This window comes from Ochrobactrum sp. SFR4, from assembly GCF_019730395.1.
Classification (GTDB): domain Bacteria; phylum Pseudomonadota; class Alphaproteobacteria; order Rhizobiales; family Rhizobiaceae; genus Pseudochrobactrum.
The window spans coordinates 1-246 of the sequence record NZ_JAAPBB010001159.1 but is presented as its reverse complement, the minus strand read 5'-3'; the positions used below and the strand labels follow the sequence as shown (position 1 = coordinate 246).

The window sequence follows — 246 nt, the reverse complement described above, 5'->3', positions numbered from 1 at the left end:
AAAGCAGAAATACGCAATAGGCAGATTAAAGTTGTGGCGCTGGACTTGCCGACATCATGGGGGATGGCCTCGGTAAATACGGATGAATTTACCTCCCGTATGTCTGAAGCTATTAATAATATGATGTTGGATATGATCGCGGCGATTGCTCGTAAGGACTATGATGATCGTAGGCGTCGTCAGAGGCAGGGGATAGCAAAGGCAAAAGAGCAGGGGCTTTATAAAGGGCGTCCTGAGAACAAATCT

General features: G+C 46.7%; 1 protein-coding gene. It reads left to right on the top strand.

The features are described 5' to 3' along the window. A partial coding sequence (locus tag HBA93_RS22685; protein ID WP_502910186.1) for a recombinase family protein occupies positions 1-246 on the top strand: 246 nt, incomplete at both ends.